Below are 25,449 nucleotides of genomic sequence, written 5' to 3' on the forward strand. Positions count from 1 at the left end.
TTTGAAGGCGAAATGGCCGGTGTTATAACTATTTTTTACTTCGCAACAGGGGTTGAATCGTGCCGGAAATTAATCTTTATGGACAGACCGTCGGCGATATTGTGCCTGACTGGAATGGTGCCGCCGTACTGCCGCGGGAAGAACTTGCAGGGCAATATTGTCGACTGGTTCCCCTGGATGCCGACAGCCATGCCGCCGATCTGTTTGATGCTTACGCGCAGGCGCCAGACGATCGCGACTGGACCTGGCTTGCAAGTTCTCGCCCCATGAGCGTTGAGGCCACAGCTTGCTGGGTAGAGGGCAAATCCACGGATGCATCTCTGGTTCCCTATGCTGTCATTGAACAGCGTTCCGGTCGTGCGGTGGGACTGGTGTGCTTTATGGCGATCGAACGGGAGCATGGTTCGGTTGAAATTGGTCATGTAACCTGGTCACCGCGCATGAAAAATACGGTACTCGGCACCGAAAGCATCTGGCTGTTGCTGCGCCAGGCGTTTGCGTTGGGCTATCGTCGCGTGGAGTGGAAATGTGACTCTCTGAACACGGCTTCCCGTCGGGCGGCGGAGCGCCTTGGGTTTATCTTCGAAGGACGTTTTCGCCAGAAGATTGTGCGCAAGGGGCGTAATCGCGACAGCGACTGGTTATCGATGATTGATAGCGAATGGCCCCAGTGCGACGCTGTTTTGCAGCGCTGGCTGGCTGCCGACAACTTCGATGAAAAAGGGCAGCAACGCCGATCGCTGGCGGCGTGTCAGCAACAGTAGCTCGCTTTTGAAGAATTAACAGTGCACCCACAGTCAGTTATGGCTGCGGGCGCATTTATCATTAGCGTTGATTTATTAACGGGTTTGCCAACGTGTGCGTTCGACGGCTCCTTGCCATTCATGCCAGCGTTTTTGCAATCTCCCATGGCGCGCCATGTCTGGCTGGAACGATACGTGATCGGGCAGATAATCTCGCAACTGGCTGGTAGATGCACCCTGCAGCTTCTTGCGTGCCAGCAATCCGGCACCGATAGCGGAAAGTTCAGGGATATCGCTGCGCATCACCGGACAGCCCAATAAATCGGCTTGATACTGCATTAGCCAGTCATTTTTTGTTGGCCCGCCATCAACCATTAACGCGCTGAGTCGAAAACCGTTGTGCTGGCGCATCGCTAAAACAACATCGGCAATCTGATAGGTAATCGACTCCAGTGCCGCACGTACCAGATGTGCGCGTTTCACTCCGCGGCTGAGACCGTGAATCAACCCCCGGGCATCTTCATCCCACCAGGGCGCGCCCAGCCCGGTAAGTGCCGGAACAAAATAGACGCCCAGCGTGGAGTCAACCGTCGCGGGCAGCGTATTGAGCTCATGAAGCAGTTGCTCTTCCGGTAATTCGCTAAGACCTGTGCTATCGGCCATCCATGCGACGGCATCTCCCGTATGCGGAATATTACCTTCCAGCCCGTAGACCAGGGTGTCACCGTCATGCCAGGCTATGGTCGTTGCCAGCGCGCTCACCTCGGACTGCGCAGAGAATACGGGAGCCATAACGGAAGATCCGGTGCCATAGGTCGCTTTGACGCAGCCTTCCATACCCAGCCCATGGGCAAAAAGCGCAGCATGTGAGTCGCCAATCATCGCCAGAATAGGGATTCCATCAGGTATCCTCTCCAGACCTTTTGTTACGCCAAAATGGTGGCTGGAAGGGCAAACTTCGGGTAACGCCTGCTGCGGAATACCGAATAGAGCCAACATCTCGTTATCCCATTGTCCGCTGTTGAGATTGAGCAACTGCGTGCGTGAAGCGTTGGAGATGTCGCAACGAAATTCCTTGCCGTGCGTTAAGTTCCACAGTAACCAGCTATCGATGGTCCCGAGACATATTTCCCCTTGCTGTGCGAGCGTCATACCGTTGGGAACTGACTCCAGCAGCCAGCGTATTTTAGAGGCGGAAAAGAGTGGGGCAACGGGTAATCCGGTGATGGATTTTATGTACGCCTCGTGCCCCTGTTCACGTAATGCACGGCAAAAATCGGCCGTGCGCGAACATTGCCAGGTGATAGCAGGGCCGAGAGGGCGACCGCTGGCACGATACCAGCCTATCGCCGTTTCACGTTGATTGCTGATCGCCAGCGCTGCGACGCGTTGTGCGCCGACGCAGGTAATGGCTTGTGCCACAACATCCAGCGATGCGTCCAGAAGTGCATCACCTGACTGTTCAACCCAGCCTTCACGGGGCGTGTGGATCGCCAGTGCGCGGGAGAACTTCGCGACCACGTTTCCCTGACCATCCAGCGCTACGGCTTTGGCATTGGTGGTGCCTTCATCAAGCGCAATAATAATGTCTTTTTGTGCTGACATTGTTTTCTCCAGCCCTTCGGTTTCCCTGAGTATTAGCGATGGAAAAAGGTATCCACCCCGAGATAGCGGGTGAAAGCTTCATGCAGTACCTCTGCGCTGGCGGAATGGTTCATTGCCACGTGATGCTCAAAGCCATTACGACAAATCCAGGCCAGTAGGTTCTCCAGATGAGGCACCTGGATTACCGCTCGGCAGCCGACAGTGTCCAGCGGATCGTCAACCGATAGCCCTTCGCCGACGTAGGCTTTGATTTCGCCGGTTAAATCGTCGGTACTCAGGCGGAAGTAGGTCAAGGCACCGCTTTTCATACGACCGTGAACTGCACCGCAGGTGTTCTCTTTACCGACGGTGGTACCGATGATATCCGCCGTCCCCATCTTCGGGCTGTCCAGACTGGCTGATGCGAAATTACCGCAGTGAAAAAGAACGCATTTATCACGATCGTCGCCGAAATTATTGTTCCAGTCGGCAATGGATGCTGGACTTAAGTTGCTGCTGGCGAGGGCGTACATTGACAACGCGCCCATCACATCCACTTCGCAGGCACTGGGCATTAACTGCCCGGACATCACGCTCATGATTGAGCACACGTTGATGCCTAAATTTTCCTGCAGCGAGGTCCAGCACTGGATGGCAGTCGTATCAATATCATTAGCGATGACCCATTCGCTGATAACGACAAACAGTTTTGCCATGGTGACCAGTTTGTCGGCTGGAATGGCGCTGGCGTCGGCGTTATCCATCAACAGGCGGCGTTTTTCATCCACCCGGATATCGTCGTCGCGCAGTCGTTTGATGCGGGTAAAGACTTCAGACAGATCCAGTGTTTCAACGGCAATACCCAGTCTTTCGAGCAATTTTTCGCTGTAGCGGACGGTGTTAAACCCAGCTGGACGTGCGCCGATAGCGCCGACGCGAACTCCGCGCATGCTGGCGACCACGCGACAGATTTGTTCGAAACGTTTCAGATCTTGTGCAAACACCTCGCCTGACAGGTCGCAGACATGCTGGGTGGTTAGCGTAAACGGAATACCATACTGGCGCATGTTATTGCACAGGGAGATCTTGCCGCAGAAGCTGTCACGGCGAGTGGCAAGCCCCATTTTATCCAGGTTGTCTTCCTGCGCCTGGATCAGAACCGGGACATCTAAACCGGAAAGTCGCAGCGTTTCCGCTATCGCTTTTTCATCGCCAAAGTTCGGCAGTAGTACCACCACACCGTGAATCTTGTCGCGGTGAGCGCGGAAAAGTTCAGCACAAACTTTCGCATCCTGACGGGTTTCAACACCGCCGAGTTCTGTCTGCGTATCGTTGAGCATAATGGTGTTAATGCCCAGCCGCTCAAAGAGCACGCTGGCTTGTTCGCGGGCTTCAGCAACCAGATAGCTCGGGAAAAATCCCCGATTGCCAATAATCACCGCCATGGTCAACTGATGAGGAATTCGTGACATCGCTTTCTCCAGTAAGTGTTCTGTTGTTGTTATTGTTTTATCGTGTTACCAGCAACAGTGCGGTGGCGTTTTTCACGACACCCGCCGCGTCAATTTCATGGCGTGCGCGCGTTGCTGCACGATCGGCTGCGATTGCATATTGGCCATCGGCAATCCCCAATCTACGCAGTGGAATGGCACAGCCAGCTTCTGCCAGCACTTCAGCCACCAGACTTCCCACGCCGCCATTAATGTTATGTTCTTCCACGCTAACCACTGCCTTGCAGTGGGTTAAAGCCGCCAGTAACTGTTGGGTATTGCAGGGACGAATTGACGGTACACTGATTACGCTGGCGTCAATACCCGCCTGTTCCAGCACTGTGGCAGCCTCGACAATTTCATGCACAGTTGAGCCCATTGCCACCAGTGCGACATCTTTTCCTTTGCGCAAAATATCGATATTACCCGGCGCGAACTGGTAGTTTTCGTCGTGTAATTCGGGTAAGGCTTTGCCATCCAGGCGAATATAAACCGGACCTATGTGGCTTAAGGCGTAGTCGAGAATCTGTCGGCATTCCACCGGACAGGACGGGGCGTAAATCTCAATATTGCCAAAACCGCGTAGCACGGAAATATCATCAATGCTGTGGTGCGTACTGGCGAGCGGTCCGTAGCTGGCCCCTGCGTTCAGGCCAATCAACTTCACGTTGGTATTGTTGTAGCAAATATCGACTTTAATTTGCTCATTGGCCCGAGAAATCAAGAAGGGCGCAGCGTTACAGGTGACGGCGATTTTACCGCCCAGCGCCAGTCCGGCAGCAGCACCGACCAACGTCTGTTCGGCAATACCCACGTTGACCAGACGACCGGGAAATTCCTTCATAAATGGGGCGATTTTTGCTGTTGATGTTGAGTCAGCCACCACCGGCACAACATCCATTCCACGTTTGACCGCGGCAATTAACGTGTTCACCATGACGGTGGCGAGGTGTTCGCTATTACGCATCTTTCAGTTCCTCCAGCGCCAGTTCAACTTCTTCTCCTTTTGGCACGCGGTGGTGCCATTCCGGGCGGCCCTGGATAAAAGAGATCCCGGCTCCTTTGGTGGTGTGTGCAATGACGACATATGGCTTGCCTTCAGGGGTTAATCCTTCCAGCGTGCGCACCACATCGCTCATATCGTTCCCGCGACACTCTGTGACTTGCATACCGAAGGCTCGCCATTTTTCATCCAGCGGATCGGTGTTCATGATCTCTTTGGTTGATCCGGCAAGCTGGAGGTTATTTTTGTCGTTGATGATTATCAGGTTATCCAGTTTATAGTGGGCAGCGACCAGTGCTGCTTCCCAGTTGCTGCCTTCGGCCAGTTCACCATCACCGGTGACGACAAACACCCGGCGTTTGCTGTTGCTGCGTTTAGCCGCCAGCGCAATCCCTACTGCAACCGGCAGACCGTGACCAAGAGCTCCGGTATTCAATTCAATTCCTGGCGTTTTATGTTTTACCGGATGCCCCGGCAGATGCGAATCAGCGTGTTGATAGGTCGCCAGCCAGTCCACAGGAATAAAACCGGCTTCTGCCAAGACACAGTAGTAACCGCCCACAGCGTGACCTTTTGACTGGATGTAGATATCGCGCTCGTCGCTCTCTTTAATCTCCGGGGAGCAATTCAGGATGCGAAAATAGAGTGCTGTCAGCAGTTCAACCTGCGACAGGTCTGCGCCAGTGTGCCCGCCAGCCGGGCTTTCAGCATTCAACACGATAATGCGGCGACGCACGGCACGTGCTTTCTTTTCTAGCTCTGGTATTGAGAGCGAAAACGGATTCATAAGACACCTCTTGAATGTTTAATCTTGAATGAATAAATATTCCATGTGAGTGCAGTAGTGCAACTGTCTCTCTACCCACTACGTAATCTGCAGATAAAACAGTCAGTCGTTATTGGTTAGAATAAATATTCACTACTGATTTATTATTCACGATTAAAGATATGCCTTGTCTGGCGGTTTGTCTACGGCTTGTGCCACCAAATTTTGGAGAAAAGAGAAAAGGATCACACTAACGTGATAACTGGAAAGGTACTGATGACTTGTTATCTATTCAGGTATGAATAAAAATAACAGGCAGTTTATCAGGGGGAATGCCATGTCAAAGCAGGATGAACAGCGGTTGCTGGTTAAGATTGCCACGCTTTACTACGCCGAAAATAAAAAACAGTCTGAAATCGCCACGCTGCTGCATTTGTCGCAGTCCTTTGTCTCCCGTGCTTTAACGCGTTGTCAGAAAGAAGGGCTGGTGAAAATCACCGTCGTACAGCCGACTAATATCTTTGTGGCGCTGGAAAAAGCCATTGAAGAGCAGTTTGGTATTCGTCAGGCGATTGTCGTGGATGTCGGTGACAACCCCAGCAATACGCAAATTAAGCATGCTATTGGCAGCGCGGCGGCGCATTACGTTGAAACCCGCTTGCGAGCCGAGGACCTGGTTGGAATTTCCTCCTGGAGTAGCACCATTCGCTGTATGGTCGATGAGATGCACCCGCAAAATATCCGTGCGGCGGGGGTGATCCAACTGCTGGGCGGCGTAGGGCCGAATGGTAACGTGCAGGCCACGATTCTTACGCAACAGTTGGCAGCGCACCTTGGCTGTCCGGCCTGGCTGCTGCCTTCACAAAGTATTGAGCATTCGGTTGAAGAGCGTACACGGTTGGTTAACAGCCCTGACGTTGCCGCGGTGGTTGAAAAGTTTGCTGAAGTGGATGTGGCAATTGTCGGTATTGGCGAACTAGAACCTTCTCAATTGCTGAAAAACTCAGGCAACTACTACAACGAAGAAATGTTGCGACTGCTCGCCGAGCGCGGCGCAGTAGGCGATATCTGTCTGCATTATTACGATGCAGCAGGTAACCCGGTACTCAGCCATGAGGAAGACCCGGTCATCGGAATGGAGCTTTCGCAGATCCGGGAGTGTAACCACGTGATTGCTTTGGCTGGTGGTGTGGAAAAACAGAATGCGATACGCGGGGCATTGCAGGGGAATTATATTGACGTATTGATCACCGACTACCCGACAGCCCGCAGTCTGGTGAAAGGGTGATGTCACGGTGAGTTAAACAATTGACAGCCCCAGGAGGCCCCTGGAGCTGTCTGGTTGTGCATATCAGACTTTTCAGAGGGGATTACTGACTTTCCATCGCCGCCTTTTGTGCTACCACCGCGGCTTTTTGCTGCATCCGGTTTTGCATCTGGTCGATGATGACCGCGACGATAATCACGATACCTTTAATCACCATTTGCCAGAACTCGCTGACGCCCATCATCACCAGACCATCGGCCAGAAAACCGATAACGAAAGCGCCAATCAGCGTGCCTAAAATCGTGCCCCGTCCACCGGCCAGTGACGTACCGCCGAGAACCACTGCGGCAATGGCGTTCATCTCAAATGCCGTACCGTTGGCCGGATGGCTGGCGGAAAGCTGTGCCGAGACCACAATTCCAGCAATCGCGGCACACAGTCCGGATAGGGTATACACCCAGATTTTCACCTGTTTTACTTTTACCCCTGACAGCTCAGCAGCGCGTTCGTTATCCCCGATGGCGTATACGTGGCGACCAAAGGGTAGACGACGAGCGACGTAAGCAATGACCAGTGCCAGCACAATCATCATCCAGATGGCCCACGGAATCCCAAACAATGTACCGGCACCAATCTCATCAAAACCGGTATTGCCGAGCTGCGGATTGCCGGAAAGCCCGGGAAAGGTTTGCCCATCGGAGGTCAGCATCGCCGCCCCGCGCAAAACGTACATGGTTCCGAGCGTACAAATAAACGGTGCGACGTTATAGTGGGTGATGATCCAACCATTCGCCGCGCCAATCAGCCCACCAATCAACAAGACGACAGGCACAATCACCCAGACGCTGGGGAAAATTGCGATGCCGAACATTGGCAATACAATGCCTTTAGTGATTAGCCATCCCGCGACCATGCCGCACAGCCCAAGCGTAGCGCCAATTGAGAGATCAATCCCGGCGGTAATAATGACAAACGTGATCCCCAGCGCCAGAAAGGCGTTAATGGCGATATGCTTGATCATAATGACCATGCTGCCGCCAGAGAGAAATCCCGGTACGGTGAAGGCAAAGAACCCGACGATTAAAAACAGTGCAATAAAAGTGCGCAGTTTTAGGATTAGTAGCAGGATATTTTCCCGAGAGAAGGCGACTGTGGAGCGAGGCGCGATGGCGGCAGATTGTAGTGTTTTCATATCAGAACCCCTGAGCACTTGCGGTTACCAGCGCCGATTCTTCGGCACGATCGCGGGCGATATCGGCAGTTAGCTTGCCGCCGGACATCACCAGAATGCGGTCAGAAACCGCCATAATTTCTTTTAAATCTGAGGTGGAGAAGACCACAGCAATACCCTGCTGGGAAAGCTGGACCATCATGCGGAACACATCGGCTTTCGCCCCGACATCGATGCCGCGTGTGGGTTCGTCAAGAAATAGAATTTTGGGATTGGTGAGCAGAGAGCGACCAATCACCACTTTTTGCTGGTTCCCCCCGCTCAGCGCCTGAATTTCAACCTCTGGCGAGGAGACTTTTATCGACAGATTGCCAATTGTGCTGGCGACCACGGCCTCTTCATCTTTGCGGGCAATGGCAAAGCCACGTTGCAGACGCCGCCAAAGGCTGGCAATGGCCAGATTGGTGGCGACGGATGAAATGGGGAAAATCCCTGTGCGCTTGCGATCCTCCGGCACCAGACTCATTCCCATACGGATGCGATCGGCGGTGGTTAAGCGCTGCGGGACCGGTTTGCTGTCGAGCCACAGTTTTCCGAGGTAGTTGCGCTCAGTACCTAACAAGCACTCGAACAATTCGGTTCGCCCAGCCCCCATAAGTCCATAGATACCGACAATTTCACCGGCGTGAACGTTAAAGGTGACGTCATTGACGACTGCGCTGCCAGCGGTATTCACGCAGGTGATATGTTCAGCTTCCAGAACCGGAGCTCCAAACGTGCGGCCGGGTTCGAGAAAGTTGCTTACCGGATCACTGCCCAACATCTCGCGCACAATCCACGGGACATCGATGTCGCTAACCTTGGCTTCGGCTTGAAATTTACCATCGCGTAAAATAGTGATCACATCGCCAATTGCCATCAATTCTTCGAGACGATGGGAGATATAGATTATCGACACGCCCTGGCGAGTAAGTTCACGGATCACGCGAAACAGAATCTCGACTTCAGTTTTACTGAGCGCTGAGGTGGGTTCATCAAGAATCAGGATATCTGCATCTTCAGCCAGTGCTTTGGCGATTTCGACCAGCTGTTGCTGCCCTACTTTGAGATTGCCAACCAGGTCGCGCGGTGATATCGGCTGATCGAGCCGGGTTAATAATTCCGCGGTGCGTTTCTCTTGCTCGGCCTCATTAATGGGGGCCACGCCTTTTTGAATCTCCCGACCGAGGAAAATGTTTTCCGCGACGGTGAGGTTCTCAAACAGGTTTAACTCCTGATGCACCATACCAATTCCATGTGCCGCAGCATCCCGGGTGCTGGCAAAGCGCACGGGATTTCCATTGAGCGACATCTCACCGCTACTGGGTTGCTGAACGCCAGCGAGGATCTTCATCAACGTCGATTTCCCCGCACCATTCTCACCAATAATCACATTCACCTTGCCACGCCAGACCTGATAATCGACGCTGTCCAGCGCAATTGTGCCGGGAAACAGCATTGAAATAGCATGCGTGCGCAGGATGATGTCATCAGCTGAGGTATTGCGCATTAGTGAGCCTCCTGTTCCAGCGTCAGTGCTGCTGCGTTTTCCGCTTTTCCAGCATTCAACGTCACGGCGAACAGCACCGTGGCAGTTTTCCCTTGCCAGCTAGTGTCTACGGCGGGTAACTGTTTCGCCGCTTCACGGTTATAAGCCCGTGACAGTTGGGCAAACTGAACCTGGTTAGTAAAATCTTCAAACTTGAAACCACTGGCATCGCGAATAGCATTGCCACGCATTACCGGGCCAATCTGAATCGTGACGGGCATATCATTGACCCTCACCACGATGGTGTGCTCTCGCCCATTGGTGGTGTCGACGCTATCAATCTGGCTGGTCAGGCGTACAAACACGCTTTCGGGAGCGGGTGAGGGGGCCTTCAGGCGAGTGGTCAGCGCTGAAGCATCCAGAACATGTTGCTGTGCCGCTTCCAGGACGCGGGATTGCCAGGTTTGTTGCGCGATCTGATCGGGAGTCTGGTTGTCGAAACTGGCTTTGGCCTGAGGATCGGCCGGGATAATTGGTTTGCCGTTTTCGTCGAGGTCAACTACCGTACAGGCCGTCAGCAACAGGGTGGCGCATCCAACCAGCGCGGCACCCCATTGTGTTAACGACATAGTGCCTCCGCTTAGTGGCTCAGGTTGAACTTGTTCAGCTTGCTGGCATTGGTTTCGTCAATCAGCACGCAATCCATGAGCTGTTTTTCTTCTTTCTGGGCTTTGCCGTTTTTCAGATAGTAATCCGCCTGCTCAACAGCCATTTGTGCCTGTTGCCAGCCGGGCTGCAGTACTGTCGCTTTAATATTGCTTTTATTAATGATTGAATCGCGGGTGTAGTCGCTGCCATCAAAACCGACCACGATGACATTATTTTTCCCCGCCGCTTTTAGTGCGGCTTCTGCACCCAGCGCCATAGTGTCGTTACCTGAGATCACGCCTACGATATCTGGGTTGGTTTGTAGAATGGCTTCCATTCGGGTAAAGGCTTCGGTTTGGCTCCAGTTTGCCGTCTGCTGGGCTACCATTTTCATGTCCGGATAGTCATCGAGTACATCGTGATACCCCTGCGAGCGTACATGGGCGTTGGTGTCGGATTGACGTCCCAGCAGTTCAACGTACTTCCCTTTTCCGTCCAGTAACCTGGCGAACTTCTCTGCGCCGAGCTGTGCGCCTTGATAGTTATTCGACACGATTTGCGCCACCGCGATACCGGTTTTATTGATTTCGCGATCGATCAGAAAAGCAGCTACACCCGCTGCTTTGGCTTTTTCCAGCGGCCCTACGGTGGCATCTGCACCCGCATTATCGAGAATGATCGCTTTCGCTTTACGAGCAATAGCAGTCTCAATCAGTTGGTTTTGTTTATTGACGTCATCATCATGAGAGGCAACCAGCGTGGCGTATCCAAGCTCTTTTGCTTTGGCGACTGCACCGTCGGCTTCGGCTTTAAAAAACGGGTTATCGTGAGAAGGGGTAATAATCGCAATCAGTCCGTTGTCGGCAGCATACAGCGAACCCGATGTGGTAAGGATCGAGGCCAGTAATACGGATTTAATCAAGGTCTTGTTCATCTCTTTCTCCACTTTGAATATTTATTCAAATATGATTTATTATTCAAGTTAACGATAAGTCGAGATAATCGAACTGTCTACGATTTGCGCAGCTAATTTCTTAAAAAGAGAAAAGGATCACGATCCTGATGGTGAGGATGGAAATAGCGTCACGATATTTTTATCACGCTGAAACCAATGAACGTTAACTTCTTGATTGCCGAGGTTTGCCGAAAATGACGACATGATTTGTAATGTTAATTGCTGAGTCGTGAGTGCGGTGATTTTTGCGCTGGTGAAACCTGGTAGCCCCGATGCCTGATTGGAAAACGCCTTATACAGGCTCTCCTTTGCGCTGAATACCAGGGTTAAGGCGAGCGGAAAGGGCAGGCAGGCATGCTGTAAAATCTGATGTTCGTGGTTATCAATAATGCCATCAGCCAGCTCAACTGCGGTTTGTGGTGTAAAAATAGCTTCTATATCCAGCCCAATGGGATGCGTTGATACGACCGCCAGCGCCGTTGTTGCGCTATGGCTGATGCTGCCAAACAGATCCTGCGGCCACAATGGTTGGCGTTGCACACCGATGCCGGGCACGGTTTTGTGGCCAAATTCACGCAGTGCGTGTACTGCGGCAATACGCCCCGCTAAGTGCTCAGCTTTACGCTTACGCCCACTGGAGTGGAGCTGAGTGTGGTGGGGAAGCCAGAGCAGGTCGTGCTCATGGAAAGTGTCGGGATCAAATTCGACAATGTGCAGCATATGATCTGCGAAAGGGAGCGGGATGTGCGTTGTGTGCATGATTTCTTACGGTTTCCCTCTCCCCGTAACGAGGAGAGGGAAAAACGTTATCAGAAGTGTGTGTTAACGCTCATGAACCACGTCCGGCCCGGTTCGTTATAGGTGTGCGCGCCTGCGCCCGCCATATAGTTCCCGGTCACGATATCGCCCGTGGTCTGGGCATTCCCTTCACGCCATAAACGTTTGTCAAAGACGTTATCCACGCCGCCGGTCAGGCTGACGTTTTTCGTCACATCCCAGGTCGCACTCAGGCCGACGATGCTGTATGGGCTGACTTCACTGGCCGAGCTACCGGTAACGGGTTTACCCTGGTAATCGTATTTTTTCGGCTGCTGTTTGCCGTACCAGGTGAAGGTGGATTGCAATGACAGATCTTCACGTGCCTGCCAGCTCAGGGTCGAGTTCAGCGTGTATTCAGGAATAATCGACAGACGCTCGCCGGTCTCTTTATTCTTACTTTGCAGCATGTAGGTAATGTTGTTGGTCCAGTTAACGGTTTCGCTAACCGGCACGTTCAACGTTCCTTCCAGACCTTCAACTACCGCTTTAGGAATGTTTTCCCACTGATAGATATCGGTATAAGTCGTTTTCCCTTTGTTGGTGATAGACGTTCTGTCGAACGGGACTGTACCTGCTTCAATCTTGTTACGGTAATCGTTGCGGAACCAGGTTACCCCAGCCAGCCAGCCGTCGCGTTTGAACTCCAGACCAATCTCTTTGTTGATACTGGTTTCGGCCTTCAGGTCATCGTTGCCCATCATGTAGCAACCAATACCGGTCGCGGAGCCGGTGGCGTAGCAACCCTGACCTTTACTGTACAGAATGTAGTTCGGGTTGAGCTGATACAGGCTTGGCGCTTTATAGGCGCGCGCAATCCCCATCTTCAGGGTGAAATCATCGCCCAGACCTTGGGACAGGTTCAGGGACGGACTCCAGTTATCGCCCACAATGCTGTGATGATCGAAACGCAAACCTGGCGTCAGCATGGTGCTGTCGGTCAGTTCCATGTTGTTTTCAGCAAACAGAGAGAAAATCTCTGCGTCTGAGTACGGGCTGCGGTTGGTGCTGCTGGACCCTGGAATATCACCGCCCATAAAGGTCTGCGAATTGGACAACATGTCCTTCATGCGCTGCTGGTTCCATTCGGTACCGAGCGTCAGATTTTGGTTAACCAGCAGATCTAACGGAATGCTGATTTCACTGTGCAGCATGACGTCACTCAGGTCGGCGTCGAGGTATTTTTGTGACGCATTCGGGTCGAAAATCCCTTCGGTACCCCCCGCCAGGCCCTCCGGCGTACGGGAGTTGCGCGTATGTTCATACTGCACCCAGTTACTGGTAGTGACGCCGTTATCCCAGCCGCCGTTCCAGGTCAGAGAGTAGTTCTGGCGGTAAAGACGGTTGGTCTCTTTCCCGTAGTTATCTTTCACCAGTTGGTTGGTGTTGGTGTTTTGAGTGTCGCCCGCATACAGGTTGCCCTGACGGCTATAGCCAGCTTCCAGTTCCAGTGACTGGAGCGGGGCGAAATCCCAGCGAACCACGCCGTTAATGTCTTTGTTGATCACCCCTTCACGACCGGCCGGTAAAGTATTTGAATACGTGCCGGTACGTTCTGACTGATGACCCTGGTTGATATCCCAGGCGTCGGCCTGGGTTTTATCGAGATTACCGTACAAACGGAAGCTGAAATCCCCGCCCAGCGGACCGTTCAGGCTAAAGTTGGTGCGTTTGGTTGAACCTTCGTCTTTATGTTCCGGGGCGTTGAAATAGGTATCCCAGGAGCCGTGCCATTCGTTGCTGCCTTTTTTGGTGATGATATTCACCACGCCGCCAGCCGCACCGTTGCCATAGCGTGCCGCGGCAGGACCGCGCAGCACTTCAATACGTTCGATCATTTCTGGTGGCACCCATGCGGTATCGCCGCGGGTATCACGCTCGCCGCGCCAGCCCTGACGCACAGAGTTACGGCTGGTTACCGGTTTGCCGTCGATCAGAATCAGGGTGTTTTCCGGCCCCATGCCGCGAATATCGATCTGGCGGTTGTTGCCGCGTTGACCGCTGGTTGAGTTACCGGTCAGGTTGACGCCTGGCATGGTACGGATGATTTCCGACACATCGCGAGCGGGAGGATTCTTACGAATTTCATCAGCGGTAATGGTTGAAACGCCCGGTGCCTGCAGGTTCTGCTGGGCGGCGGTAACCACGATGGTGTCTTCATGAGAGACAGCGGCGCTATCGGTTTGATCTTCTGCCATCGCTGGCAGGGCTACCCCGTAAATCCCTAAATTGACCAATAAGGCCAGTGAATGAATCTTGTTGTTCATTGTATGTCCTGCTGTTCTTTTAGCCACGAGTACCAATGTGCCGTGGTGCGGCATTTGGTCTGATGTCGCCCGCATCCGCGTAAACCCTCCATTCCAGAAAAAGTACGCAGCGCCAGGCCGGTTTATAAGTGGTGAAAAACTGTGCGCGCTTCCCACAGCGCGACAATACGCTATTGCAAATGCAAATAGTTATCAATAATATTATCAATATATTTCACGCTAGATCATAAAATTTGACAATAAACATGGGGTTATGGCGGTGACGACGTTAAAGATGGGAAGCGAGGCGTGGTGGCAGTCAAAAAAAGGCCCGGAGTGGGAGCGTGAAGACAACGGAAATTATCGGGTAACCTTCTGGTGGCGCGACCCGCAGGGAACGGAAAAAGAGTCAGCCATTCATCGCGTATGGGTCTATATCACCGGCGTCACCGACCACCATCAAAATGCCACCCCGCAGTCGATGCAACGCATTGACGGAACAAATGTTTGGTGCTGGAGTGTTTCCCTTAGCGCCAACTGGCGCGGCAGTTACTGTTTTATCCCAACAGAACGAAATGATATTTTTGCCGCGCAGACGCCGGGCGAAGCGCCTGACCGAACCGTGCTGCGTGAAGGCTGGCGGCAATTGTTGCCGCAGGCTATTGCCGATCCCCTCAATCCGCAGAGCTGGCAGGGCGGTCGTGGCCATGCGGTGTCTGCGCTGGAAATGCCTGATGCACCCGTACAACCGGGATGGGATCGACCTGAAAACCCCGACTCGCCCGCAGTTTGCCTGCAATGGCGTAGCGCCAGGCTCGGCAATACGCGCCGCGTGTGGGTGTTTACCACTGGTGAAGCCCAGCCGGAAGCGCGTCCGCTGGCTATCCTGCTGGACGGACAGTTTTGGGCACAGAGTATGCCGGTCTGGCCTGCGCTGACTTCACTCACCCATCGCGGACACCTCCCGCCCGCCGTTTATCTCCTGATTGATACCATCGACACGGCTCACCGCAGCCGCGAATTGCCGTGTAATGCGGATTTTTGGTTGGCGGTACAGCAGGAGTTATTGCCGCTGGTGAAGACCACGACCGCGTTCAGTGACGACCCGCAGCGTACCGTCGTCGCCGGGCAAAGTTTTGGCGGGCTGTCATCGCTGTATGCCGGGCTGAACTGGCCCGCGCGCTTTGGCTGTGTGCTCAGCCAGTCGGGCTCTTATTGGTGGCCGCATCGTGGTGGTCATCAGGATGGGGCGATCGTTGAGCAACTGAAGAGCGGAAAGATAAGCGCCCAGGGGCTGCGTATTGTCCTGGAAGCTGGGATCCGCGAACCCATTATTTATCGCGCAAATCAGGCGCTATATGCCCAGTTACCCTCTGCACCACAGTCTATTTTCTGGCGTCAGGTTGATGGTGGACACGATGCGCTTTGCTGGCGCGGCGGACTGATGCAAGGGCTGATCACGCTCTGGCAACCGCTTACCGACACGATTTAACCGGACGATGTTCCACGACAGGAGTTGAGTATGGAATTCAGTAACCCCTTCGATAATCCGCAGGGCCAGTTTTACATTCTGCAAAATCCCCAACGTCAGTTTAGCCTTTGGCCGCAGCAATGCTCACTTCCTGCTGGCTGGACGGTCGCGTGCGAACCCCAATCACAGGAAGCCTGCCAGCAATGGCTGGATGCCAACTGGACCACGCTGACGCCAGCGAACTACGTCGATGTGCAGGAGGCTCCATGACTCAACGTTTACCGTTAGTTGCGGCTCAGCCGGGGATCTGGATGGCGGAAAAACTCTCCACATTGCCCTCAGCGTGGAGCGTGGCGCACTACGTAGAATTAACCGGCGAACTGGACGCACCGTTGCTGGCGAAAGCGGTAGTGGCAGGTCTGGAGCAGGCCGATACTCTTAGGATGCGGTTTAGCGAAGATAACGGCGAGGTCTGGCAATGGGTAGACTCTGCGCTTGCCTTTGCGACACCAGAAATTATCGATCTGCGCGAAAAATCCGATCCGCATGCGGCAGCGCGCGCCTTGATGCAGGCAGACCTGCAGCAGGACATCCGTGCTGATGGCACTAAGCCGCTGGTTTTTCACCTGCTCATTCAGGTGGGAGAAAAGCGTTGGTATTGGTATCAGCGTTACCATCATCTGCTGGTTGATGGCTTCAGTTTCCCTGCCATTACCCGCCAGATAGCCGCAATTTACCGCGCATGGCTGCATGGCGAGCCCACGCCGGAATCACCTTTTACGCCATTTTCTGAGGTGGTGGAAGAGTATCAACAGTATCGGCAAAGCGATGCCTGGCAACGCGACGGCGCCTTCTGGACCGAGCAGCGAAAGCAACTCCCACCTCCGGCTTCTCTGTCTAACAAACCCCTGCCAGGGCGGTCGGCCAGCGCGGATATTATTCGTCTGAAGTTAACCGCGCCTGAAGGGGAGTTTCGCCGGCTTGCGGCACGTATGCCAGACGTTCAGCGTGCGGATCTGGCCCTCGCGCTGGTGGCGCTGTGGCTCGGACGTTTATGCAGCCGAATGGAATATGCCGCCGGGTTTATCTTTATGCGGCGTATGGGGTCGGCGGCGCTCACGTCCACCGGACCGGTTTTAAACGTCCTGCCATTTGGCGTGCAGTTGAATGCGGCAGAAAGCTTGCCTGCACTTGCCCAACGACTGGCCGCACAGTTGAAGAAAATGCGCCGACATCAGCGATATGATGCTGAGCAAATTGTTCGCGACAGCGGGCGCGCAGCCGGTGCCGAACCGCTGTTTGGCCCGGTACTGAACGTGAAAATATTCGACTATCAACTGAATATTCCTGGTGTTCAGGCGCAAACCCATACGTTGGCGACAGGTCCGGTGAACGATCTGGAGCTGGCGCTGTTCCCGGATGAAAACGGCGGGCTGAGTATTGAAATCCTGGCCAATAAACAGCGCTACGATGCCGCGACGCTGGCGCAACATGCATCGCGTTTAACCGCGCTTATCGCGCAGTTTGCCGACAATCCGTCGCTATGCTGCGGCGATGCCGGGATGCTGTTGCCGACAGAACATGAGCGGCTGGCGAAGATTAACGACACGACCGTGGCGATCCCGTCCACCACGCTGAGCGCGCTGGTGGCACAGCAGGCCGATAAAACGCCGGATGCCCCGGCGCTGGCTGATGCCCGCTATCAGTTTAGCTATCGTGAAATGCGCCAACAGGTCGTGGCGCTGGCGCGCCGCCTGCGCGAACGTGGCGTACAGCCTGGTGACAGCGTTGCCGTGGCATTACCGCGTTCCGTGTTCCTCACGCTGGCGCTGCACGGTATTGTTGAGGCGGGAGCCGCCTGGCTGCCATTGGATACCGGATACCCGGACGATCGCCTGCGGATGATGCTCGAAGACGCGAAGCCAAAATTGTTGATCGCGACCGAAGAGCAACTGGCGCGCTTTAGCGATATTCCGGAGCTGGAAAGTCTGTGCTACAACGCGCCGCTGCCAGAAGAGGATGCTGCACCGCTGGCGCTATCTCAACCTAATCATACGGCCTATATTATTTTTACTTCCGGTTCTACCGGCAGACCAAAAGGGGTGATGGTTGGGCAAACAGCCATCGTTAACCGTTTGCTGTGGATGCAAAATCACTATCCACTGACCGCGGATGATGTGGTGGCGCAAAAAACGCCGTGCAGTTTTGACGTCTCGGTATGGGAGTTTTTCTGGCCGTTTATTGCCGGGGCAAAACTGGTCATGGCAGAACCTGAAGCGCACCGCGATCCGCTGGCGATGCAGCAGTTCTTTGCGCAGTCAGGGGTGACGACCACGCACTTTGTTCCCTCTATGCTGGCCGCTTTTGTTGCTTCACTGACGCCGGAAACCGCGCGGGAGAGCTGTGCCTCGCTGAAACGGGTATTCTGCAGCGGCGAAGCCTTACCTGCAGATTTATGCCGCGAATGGGAACAGTTGACTCATGCGCCACTGCACAATTTATACGGGCCAACGGAAGCGGCAGTCGATGTGAGCTGGTATCCGGCCTGGGGGGACGATCTCGCTGCCGTAACGGGCAATAGCGTGCCGATTGGCTATCCGGTATGGAATACCGGTTTACGGATCCTGGACGCCATGATGCGCCCGGTGCCCTTTGGCGTGGCAGGTGATCTCTATCTGACGGGGATCCAACTGGCGCAAGGATACCTGGGGCGAGCGGATCTAACTGCGAGCCGCTTTATCGCCGATCCATTTAACCCTGGTGAACGCATGTACCGTACCGGGGATGTGGCGCGCTGGCTGGAGAATGGCGCAGTGGAATACCTCGGGCGCAGCGATGACCAGCTTAAAATTCGCGGACAGCGCATTGAGCTCGGTGAGATTGATCGGGTGATGCAGCAACTGCCAGATGTCGAACATGCCGTTGCCCACGCCTGCGTATTCAACCAGGCGGCGGCGACAGGCGGCGATGCACGACAGTTGGTGGGGTATCTGGTGTCGCAATCGGGGTTACCGCTGGATACGTCTGCATTGCGGGAAACTCTGCGTGAAAAACTGCCTGCGCATATGGTGCCGACGGTATTGTTGCAACTGGCGGAGCTGCCGCTGAGTGCAAACGGTAAACTGGATCGTAAAGCGCTGCCGATGCCGCAGTTGACGTCGCGTACGTCAGGACGTGCGCCGCGAGCAGGGACTGAAACCGCCATCGCGCAGTCTTTTGCGGCTTTGCTGGATTGCGAGGTTAATGACGTAGAGGCTGACTTCTTTGCGCTTGGCGGACATTCGCTGCTGGCGATGAAGCTGGCAGCGCAGTTGAGCCAGATTTTTGAGCGTCAGGTAACGCCTGGGCAGATAATGGTGGCTTCTACTGTTGAACAACTGAGTGCACTGCTGGAGAGCAATGATGATGAACAGTCGCAGCGTCTGGGATTCGAGACGCTGCTGCCGCTGCGTGAAAGTCATGGCCCAACGCTGTTTTGCTTCCATCCGGCGTCGGGTTTCGCCTGGCAGTTTAGCGTGCTGTCGCGTTACCTCAGCCCGCAGTGGTCGATTATTGGCATTCAGTCACCGCGACCGGATGGCCCTATGCAGACGGCGGAAAACCTTGATGCGGTATGTGAACATCACCTGGCAACGCTGCGCAGCCAGCAGCCTCATGGTCCCTATTATTTATTAGGCTACTCGCTGGGGGGGACGTTGGCGCAGGGAATCGCCGCACGCTTACATGCCAGAGGAGAGACAGTTGCATTCCTGGGGCTGCTGGATACCTGGCCGCCGGAAACGCAAAACTGGCAGGAAAAGGAGGCTAATGGGTTGGATCCCGCGGTACTGGCCGAGATCGAGCGTGAACGTGAAGCGTTTCTGGCAGCGCAGCAGGGGAATGCGTCAGAGGCCTTATTTAATGCTATCGAAGGCAACTACGCCGATGCGGTTCGCCTGCTCACCACGGCACACAGCGTGCCGTTTGCTGGTCACGCCACGCTGTTCGTTGCTGAGCGCACTTTAGTGCCGGGTGTCAGTCCTGAACGCAGTTGGTCACCGTGGATATCCAGTCTGGATGTATATCGTCAGGACTGCGCGCATGTCGATATTATCTCTCCCAGCTCGTTTGAGGCGATAGGGCCAATAATAAACACCCTGATCAATAAATCGGTGTAACAAAGCGAATCTTACTATCGCGACGATCAAATAACCCCATGATGTAATAATTATGTTATGGGGTTGATCTTTTTTGGTGTGATGAGGGCGATTAAAAGGGTGAATAAATTCCGAATATAATTTTTGGTAGGGCTTCGTGCACAAAGAGTGTTTCGGATAATTCTTACTAACTGGTAGACTTCTCTTTCGGAAATGTTCTTCTTTGGGTACGGATCTCAGGTCACACACATGTCATCATTAAATATTAAGCAAGATAACGTTTCGGATTTTACTGCGTATCCTCAGCCAGCGGTAAATGCTAACGAAATCGATTTAGTTAATCTAATCGAAATCTTATGGCGCGCCAGGACGAAAATTATGGCGACCGTTTTCGCCTTTGCCTGTGTGGGTATTCTGGTCTCTTTTCTACTACCGCAAAAATGGACCAGTCAGGCCATCGTGACGCCGGCCGAGCCCGTCCAGTGGCAGAACCTCGAAAATACGTTGACCAAATTGCGCGTACTGGATATGGATATTAACGTTAGCCGTGGTGATGTATTTAACCTGTTTATCAAAAAATTTCAGTCGCCCTCATTGTTGGAAGAGTATCTGCGTTCTTCTCCTTACGTGATGGGACAACTGAAAGGCGCTGATATCGATGAAATGGACCTGCATCGGGCAATTGTCAGGCTCAGTGAAAAAATGAACGCCGTTGACAGCAATGTGGGAAAAAAGAATGAGACTTCGCTGTATACCGCATGGACGCTAAGCTTTACCGCGCCCCAGGCTGAAGAAGCCCAGTCTGTGCTGAAGGGCTATATCCAGTATATTTCTGATGCTGTGGTGAAAGAAACGCTGGAAGATATTCGCAATAAACTGTCCATCAAAACCAGTTTTGAGAAAGAAAGACTGGAGATGGATCGCGTCAGGCTTAAGAATCAACTGAACGCTAATATCCAGCGACTGCATTATTCACTGGAAATTGCGAATGCCGCTGGGATTAAAAAACCGGTCTACAGTAATGGCCAGGCGGTGAAAGATGACCCTGATTTTTCTATTTCACTGGGTGCTGACGGCATTGCACGTAAATTAGAAATAGAAAAGTCGGTAACGGATGTTGCTGAAATTAACGGGGAATTACGTAACCGCCAATATCACGTTGAACAGCTGTTAGCTATGAATGTGGATGATGTAAAATTTACGCCATTTAAATATCAACTTTCACCTTCGTTACCGGTGCATAAAGATGGTCCGGCAAAATCGATGATCGTTATTTTGGCAGCTTTGCTGGGAGGCATGGTGGCGTGTGGTGGTGTTCTGCTGAATTACGCCATGGTGGCGCGTAAGCAAAAAATGACGTTTATTGACCAACAACTGGTGTGATGCCTTTTCGTCTGGCGGCGAACAGTCCGCCAGACGGTAAATCTTGCTATTTATTGCGCCCAAGCGGCACCACTAACGGCGTTCCGGCAACTGGATCGTCGATAATCATACAGCGCAGACCATAGATTTTTTCAATAAGCTGCGCGGTGACGATCTCCTTCGGCGCACCCTCGGCAACAATTTTTCCGTCACGCAGCGCAATCAGATGCGTTGCATAGCGACACGCCTGATTAAGATCGTGCAGAACGGCGGCCAGCGTATACCCTTTCTCCCGGTTTAGCTCACTCAGCAGCTCCAGCAGATCGATCTGATGGCTGATATCCAGCCAGGTGGTAGGTTCGTCGAGCAGCATAATCGACGTTTCCTGCGCCAGCACCATCGCAATCCATGCGCGCTGGCGTTGTCCACCGGAAAGGGTATCCACACTTTGTGACGCAAGATGAGTGATTCCCGTCGCCTGCATTGCGTTTGAGACCGCGATTTCATCCTCATTTCGCCAGCGGGTAAACAATGGCTGGTGCGGGTAGCGCCCACGGGCAACTAGCTCCTGTACCGTAATATCACCCGGCGTGGTGGCGTTCTGCGCCAACAAACCTATTCTGCGAGCAACCTCTTTGCTGGCATAGTGCTGGATATGCTCGCCGTCGAGCCAGACCTTACCGTGCGCGGGCGTCATCAGACGACTAAGCGTGCGCAGTAGCGTTGATTTTCCGCAGCCGTTTGGCCCGATAATCGCGGTGAAGTGACCGTCTGGAATCGACACATTGAGGTTTTCCGCTACGGTAAATTTGCCATAACCCAGCGTTAACTGGTCGCCACGCAAACGGGCTACTGATTCGATCATTTTTTGCGGGACTCCTGAATTAACAAGACGATAAGATAAATACCGCCGAGGCTTACGGTGACAACGCCCACCGGAAGCTGATAAGGCATAAACAGCTGTTGGGCGCATAAATCCGCCATCAACAGCAGCAACGCGCCACACAGCGCCGACAGGGTTAATCCCCAGCGCGATGTGCCGCTAATCCGCCGCGCGATATGTGGGGCGACAAGGGCAATGAACGAGATAGGGCCAGCCAGCGCGGTGGCGGCAGCGGTCAGTACAACCGCAACCAGCATCATCATCAGACGTGAGCGCTCTACGCTGACGCCAAGCGCACAGGCGCTGTCATCACCCATTTCCAGTAAACGCATCCGGCGCACCAGCAGCGTGGCGCACACCAGCATAAGGATAATCAGTGGGGCAGAAGGCCAGGTTTTGGCCCAGGTCAGGCCATTGAGCGATCCGGCGTTCCACAGTCCGGCGGTCAGCGCGGTTTCTAATGATGCCTTCAGCAGTAGCCAGGTGTTGAACGCAACCAGCATGGCGCGTATGCCGATCCCAATAATAATCAGCCGGAAGGTGTCGATACCATTGCGCCAAGCGAGCGCCCAGACCACCAGAGACGTCAGGACCCCGCCAACCATGGCCGCAAGCGCGATAGCGGTGAGATGCTGTCCGAACAGCACCATTGCCACCAGCACACCGCTCCAGGCACCGGTATTGAAACCCATCACATCCGGGCTGCCCAGCGGGTTGCGCATCAGCGACTGGAATATTGCACCGCTCACGCCGAGCGCCGCGCCTATCAATAGCGCCATCAGCACGCGTGGCAAACGCCATTCGGTCACCACCAGCGTAATACTGCGCGGCGCATCGCCAAGCAGAGCGGCAATAATTTGCTGGGTTTCCAGCGTCACGACGCCGCTACGCAGGCTCCACAAGCCAACGGCGAGACAACCTACAACCAGCAGCAGGCTGCTGACGATCAGGCGGCGGGAGAGGTGCATCATGCGCCACCCCCGCGCGGTTTCCGGCGTACCAGAAAGATAAGCACCGGCGCGCCGATAAATGCGCTGACCACTGAAACGCGCAGTTCGCCGGGGACAATCAGGCGACCGATGATATCGGCAATTAACAACAGAGAGGGGGTTGCCAGCAGGGTAACGGGCAGCGACCAACGGTGATCTGCCCCCACCAGCCAGCGTGCCATATGCGGCATCATCAGGCCGATAAAGGCGATAGGGCCGACAATCGCGGTCGCACTGCCGCACAGTACGGTAATCACCAGCAGGCCAATAAACTGCGTGCGAGCGACTTTGCTGCCAAGCGCGGTGGCGGTGTCGCTCCCGAGGCTCAGGCTATTCAGAGCACGGCTAAGGAACAACGCGACAGCCGCGGCAATCAGTACCGGCACCAGGACGACCTTCAGCGTTTGCAGGCTGCGGATATCCAATGAACCGGCCTGCCAGAAACGCAACTGATCGTAGACATCCGGGTTGAGCAGGGCGATTCCGGTGGATAATCCTTCCAGTACCGCGCCCAGCGCAACGCCCGCCAGCGTCAGGCGCACCGGGCTTAACTGCCCGCCGCCCTGGCTGCCGGTAAATGCCACTATAAGCGACGCGGCCAGCGCCCCGGAAAAGGCCATCAGCAGTTGCTCTTGCGCAGAGGAAAAACCGAACAGCGCGGCTCCCAGCACAATAGCGAAGCTGGCACCGGAGTTAACGCCCAGAATGCCGGGATCGGCGAGAGGGTTACGCGTGAGCGTTTGCATTAATGCACCAGCCAGACCCAGCGCCCCACCGGCTAGAAGCCCCGCCAGCGTGCGCGGCAGTCGCGCGTCCAGCACGATGGTGCAATCAGCGCTTTGACAACTGCTGGTAAGTGCATCCAGCACCACGGAGGCCGGTAGCGACTTGGCGCCAATAACCAGACTTAATACCGTGGTGAGAACAAGTAATAACAATAGTCCGGGCACGGCGAAGGCACGTGTCGCGGAAACAGAGCATGACATATCAACTTCCCTGATAATGATAGTAATTATCGTTATCGATCTTATTTGGATATGTTAGCATGTGCAGCCATCGAATGGATATTGAAAAAGTACCTGGTAAGGCTCTGTAATGAATCGACAATCCTGGCTGCTCAATCTCAGCCTGTTAAAGACCCACCCTGCATTTCGCGCCGTCTTCCTCGCCCGTTTTATTTCCATTGTCTCTCTGGGGCTACTCGGCGTGGCGGTTCCGGTACAGATCCAGATGATGACCCAGTCGACCTGGCAGGTAGGTTTGTCAGTGACGTTGACCGGCAGCGCAATGTTTATTGGTCTGATGGTGGGCGGGGTGCTGGCCGACCGCTATGAGCGTAAAAAAGTGATCCTGTTGGCTCGTGGAACCTGCGGAATCGGCTTTATTGGTCTGTGTCTGAATGCGCTGCTGCCCGAACCGTCGTTACTGGCGATTTATTTGCTTGGCTTATGGGACGGTTTCTTTGCCTCGCTGGGCGTGACCGCGTTGCTGGCGGCAACACCGGCGCTGGTTGGCCGGGAGAATTTGATGCAGGCCGGGGCGATTACCATGCTGACGGTACGTCTGGGTTCGGTTATTTCGCCGATGCTTGGCGGGGTATTGCTCGCGACCGGTGGCGTGGCCTGGAACTACGGTCTGGCGGCGGCGGGCACTTTCATTACCTTGCTGCCGTTGCTGAGCCTTCCCGCGCTGCCGCCTCCGCCGCAGCCGCGCGAGCATCCGCTAAAATCGCTGCTGGCAGCATTTCGCTTTCTGCTTGCCAGCCCGCTGATTGGCGGCATTGCGCTGCTTGGCGGTCTGTTGACTATGGCGAGCGCCGTGCGCGTGTTGTATCCCGCGTTGGCGATTAACTGGCAAATGTCGAGTGCGCAAATAGGTCTGCTGTATGCGGCCATTCCTCTTGGCGCGGCGGTGGGCGCGTTGACCAGCGGACAACTGGCGCACAGCGTTCGTCCGGGACTGATCATGCTGGTATCGACCGTGGCTTCGTTCCTGGCTATCGGTCTGTTTGGGTTGATGCCGGTCTGGGAGCTTGGCGTTGTCTGCCTGGCGCTGTTCGGCTGGCTGAGTGCAGTCAGCTCTTTGTTGCAGTACACCCTGTTACAGACGCAGACGCCAGAAGCGATGCTCGGGCGAATTAACGGTTTGTGGACTGCGCAGAACGTTACAGGAGATGCGATCGGCGCGGCGCTGTTAGGGGGATTAGGGGCGATGATGACACCGGTTGCTTCGGCAAGCGTAAGTGGGTTTGGGCTGGTGATTGTCGGTCTGCTACTGCTGCTGTTGCTGGGAGAAGTGCGCCGATTCCGACAAATGCCTGTGAATGCCGGATAGCGTTGTCCTCTACGGTTTGTAGGCCGGATAAGGCGTTAGCCGTATCCGGCGCTGGCG

The 25,449-nt window shown here is 54.3% G+C and carries 20 protein-coding genes; 7 read left to right on the forward strand and 13 right to left on the reverse strand.

Going from position 1 to position 25,449, the window contains the following annotated elements:
* Nucleotides 1-59 precede the first annotated feature (59 nt).
* The gene (locus tag OGV52_RS04260; RefSeq protein WP_141874948.1) at nt 60-764 is read left to right on the forward strand and encodes a GNAT family N-acetyltransferase; all 705 of its coding nucleotides are present in this window, start codon (nt 60-62) and stop codon (nt 762-764) included.
* 75 nt (nt 765-839) lie between these two features.
* On the opposite strand, the gene OGV52_RS04265 is transcribed toward OGV52_RS04260, so the two are convergent.
* Genes OGV52_RS04265 through OGV52_RS04280 form a run of 4 tightly spaced genes read right to left on the reverse strand, consistent with a single transcriptional unit; the run spans nt 840 to nt 5,607 of the window.
* Complete coding sequence (locus OGV52_RS04265) at nt 840-2,348, reverse strand: FGGY family carbohydrate kinase (RefSeq protein ID WP_287108130.1); 1,509 nt, start codon at nt 2,346-2,348, stop codon at nt 840-842.
* Between the two features lie 32 nt (nt 2,349-2,380).
* Complete coding sequence (locus OGV52_RS04270; protein WP_016152179.1) at nt 2,381-3,799, reverse strand: L-fucose/L-arabinose isomerase family protein; 1,419 nt, start codon at nt 3,797-3,799, stop codon at nt 2,381-2,383.
* Between the two features lie 37 nt (nt 3,800-3,836).
* On the reverse strand, nt 3,837-4,784 hold the full coding sequence (locus OGV52_RS04275; RefSeq protein ID WP_287108131.1) for a transketolase family protein: 948 nt from the start codon (nt 4,782-4,784) through the stop codon (nt 3,837-3,839).
* On the reverse strand, nt 4,777-5,607 hold the full coding sequence (locus OGV52_RS04280; protein WP_016152181.1) for a transketolase: 831 nt from the start codon (nt 5,605-5,607) through the stop codon (nt 4,777-4,779). The genes OGV52_RS04275 and OGV52_RS04280 overlap by 8 nt, the downstream gene beginning before the upstream one ends.
* Before the next feature lie 316 nt (nt 5,608-5,923).
* Between OGV52_RS04280 and OGV52_RS04285 the strand changes: the two genes are divergently transcribed.
* Nucleotides 5,924-6,874 (forward strand): sugar-binding transcriptional regulator, encoded by a 951-nt coding sequence (locus OGV52_RS04285; protein WP_047358065.1) that lies wholly within the window; start codon nt 5,924-5,926, stop codon nt 6,872-6,874.
* Nucleotides 6,875-6,956: 82 nt separating this feature from the next.
* On the opposite strand, the gene OGV52_RS04290 is transcribed toward OGV52_RS04285, so the two are convergent.
* The 6 genes from OGV52_RS04290 to OGV52_RS04315 all read right to left on the reverse strand — a co-directional run bounded on the left by OGV52_RS04290 (nt 6,957) and on the right by OGV52_RS04315 (nt 14,238).
* The gene (locus OGV52_RS04290; protein WP_016152183.1) at nt 6,957-8,045 is read right to left on the reverse strand and encodes an ABC transporter permease; all 1,089 of its coding nucleotides are present in this window, start codon (nt 8,043-8,045) and stop codon (nt 6,957-6,959) included.
* A 1-nt stretch (nt 8,046) separates the two neighbouring features.
* Complete coding sequence (locus OGV52_RS04295) at nt 8,047-9,573, reverse strand: sugar ABC transporter ATP-binding protein (protein ID WP_287108132.1); 1,527 nt, start codon at nt 9,571-9,573, stop codon at nt 8,047-8,049.
* Nucleotides 9,573-10,181 (reverse strand): DUF2291 family protein, encoded by a 609-nt coding sequence (locus tag OGV52_RS04300; RefSeq protein ID WP_016152185.1) that lies wholly within the window; start codon nt 10,179-10,181, stop codon nt 9,573-9,575. Before OGV52_RS04300 ends, OGV52_RS04295 begins: the two co-directional genes overlap by 1 nt.
* Before the next feature lie 11 nt (nt 10,182-10,192).
* Nucleotides 10,193-11,134, reverse strand: coding sequence for a D-ribose ABC transporter substrate-binding protein (locus OGV52_RS04305; protein WP_016152186.1), 942 nt, complete (start codon nt 11,132-11,134; stop codon nt 10,193-10,195).
* A gap of 117 nt (nt 11,135-11,251) precedes the next feature.
* A complete protein-coding gene (gene entD, locus OGV52_RS04310) occupies nt 11,252-11,914 on the reverse strand; it encodes an enterobactin synthase subunit EntD (protein ID WP_141874952.1) in 663 nt (220 codons plus the stop codon).
* A 50-nt stretch (nt 11,915-11,964) separates the two neighbouring features.
* A complete protein-coding gene (locus OGV52_RS04315) occupies nt 11,965-14,238 on the reverse strand; it encodes a TonB-dependent siderophore receptor (RefSeq protein WP_016155941.1) in 2,274 nt (757 codons plus the stop codon).
* 253 nt (nt 14,239-14,491) lie between these two features.
* Between OGV52_RS04315 and fes the strand changes: the two genes are divergently transcribed.
* From fes to wzz(fepE), 4 genes are all read left to right on the forward strand, one after another.
* A complete protein-coding gene (gene fes / locus OGV52_RS04320) occupies nt 14,492-15,709 on the forward strand; it encodes an enterochelin esterase (protein WP_016152189.1) in 1,218 nt (405 codons plus the stop codon).
* A gap of 30 nt (nt 15,710-15,739) precedes the next feature.
* Complete coding sequence (locus OGV52_RS04325; RefSeq protein ID WP_016152190.1) at nt 15,740-15,958, forward strand: MbtH family protein; 219 nt, start codon at nt 15,740-15,742, stop codon at nt 15,956-15,958.
* Nucleotides 15,955-19,845, forward strand: a complete 3,891-nt coding sequence (gene entF / locus OGV52_RS04330; RefSeq protein ID WP_287108134.1) for an enterobactin non-ribosomal peptide synthetase EntF — start codon at nt 15,955-15,957, stop codon at nt 19,843-19,845. The genes OGV52_RS04325 and entF overlap by 4 nt, the downstream gene beginning before the upstream one ends.
* Before the next feature lie 228 nt (nt 19,846-20,073).
* On the forward strand, nt 20,074-21,207 hold the full coding sequence (gene wzz(fepE) / locus OGV52_RS04335) for an LPS O-antigen length regulator Wzz(fepE) (protein WP_287108135.1): 1,134 nt from the start codon (nt 20,074-20,076) through the stop codon (nt 21,205-21,207).
* A gap of 46 nt (nt 21,208-21,253) precedes the next feature.
* Here wzz(fepE) and fepC read toward each other — a convergent pair whose 3' ends face one another.
* The 3 genes from fepC to fepD are packed head-to-tail and all read right to left on the reverse strand — an operon-like array spanning nt 21,254 to nt 24,044.
* Nucleotides 21,254-22,051, reverse strand: a complete 798-nt coding sequence (gene fepC / locus OGV52_RS04340; protein WP_046275116.1) for an iron-enterobactin ABC transporter ATP-binding protein — start codon at nt 22,049-22,051, stop codon at nt 21,254-21,256.
* Complete coding sequence (fepG, locus tag OGV52_RS04345) at nt 22,048-23,040, reverse strand: iron-enterobactin ABC transporter permease (protein ID WP_016152193.1); 993 nt, start codon at nt 23,038-23,040, stop codon at nt 22,048-22,050. The genes fepC and fepG overlap by 4 nt, the downstream gene beginning before the upstream one ends.
* Nucleotides 23,037-24,044, reverse strand: coding sequence for a Fe(3+)-siderophore ABC transporter permease (fepD, locus tag OGV52_RS04350; RefSeq protein ID WP_046275115.1), 1,008 nt, complete (start codon nt 24,042-24,044; stop codon nt 23,037-23,039). Before fepD ends, fepG begins: the two co-directional genes overlap by 4 nt.
* A 109-nt stretch (nt 24,045-24,153) precedes the next feature.
* Between fepD and entS the strand changes: the two genes are divergently transcribed.
* Nucleotides 24,154-25,392, forward strand: a complete 1,239-nt coding sequence (gene entS, locus OGV52_RS04355) for an enterobactin transporter EntS (RefSeq protein WP_016152195.1) — start codon at nt 24,154-24,156, stop codon at nt 25,390-25,392.
* The last annotated feature ends 57 nt before the right edge of the window (nt 25,393-25,449 follow it).

It is taken from the genome of Citrobacter sp. Cb041 (genome assembly GCF_030336655.1).
GTDB lineage: Bacteria > Pseudomonadota > Gammaproteobacteria > Enterobacterales > Enterobacteriaceae > Citrobacter > Citrobacter braakii.